This is a genomic window from Lacisediminihabitans profunda (genome assembly GCF_008040105.1).
Lineage (GTDB): Bacteria > Actinomycetota > Actinomycetes > Actinomycetales > Microbacteriaceae > Lacisediminihabitans > Lacisediminihabitans profunda.
Window position 1 is genome coordinate 1 of sequence record NZ_VRMG01000077.1, and the last position, 406, is coordinate 406.

A 406-nucleotide genomic window follows, 5' to 3' on the forward strand; every position below is an offset into this window, starting at 1 on the left:
GGTATAGAGGCTCGCCCCGCCGTCCTGCCCCTGGTTTCCCCACGGCATCGTGACGTTTTCCAGGAAGAACCAGTAGTTGTTTCGACGCGTGGTCGACCGCGGGGCGAAGACCCACTTCGAGTAGATGTCCGCCGGTCCCTCGAAGTATGCACCGAGGGCCGCGACGAACCGCGACCTGGCGTTTGCATCGGGAACTCCGTCAGCGTACGCCAGCGCGCCACCTTCCACGGTCATCGACGACCACCATGCGAGGGTGCCCGTCACGTTCGAGACCTCCAGGTAGTCCACGCCCGGCGCCTGTTTCGGCACGTCGATGTAAGCCACCCCACCATCGCCCCAGTCGGTGTACTGCTGTTCGGCGATCTTCACCGACCACGCGCTGCCTGGCGCGCCCCTATCCAGCGCC

1 protein-coding gene is annotated in these 406 nt (G+C 65.5%); it reads right to left on the reverse strand.

The window, feature by feature from the left end:
• Window positions 1-406: hypothetical protein (locus tag FVP33_RS19665; RefSeq protein ID WP_187270816.1), on the reverse strand; the 406-nt coding region annotated here is incomplete at both ends.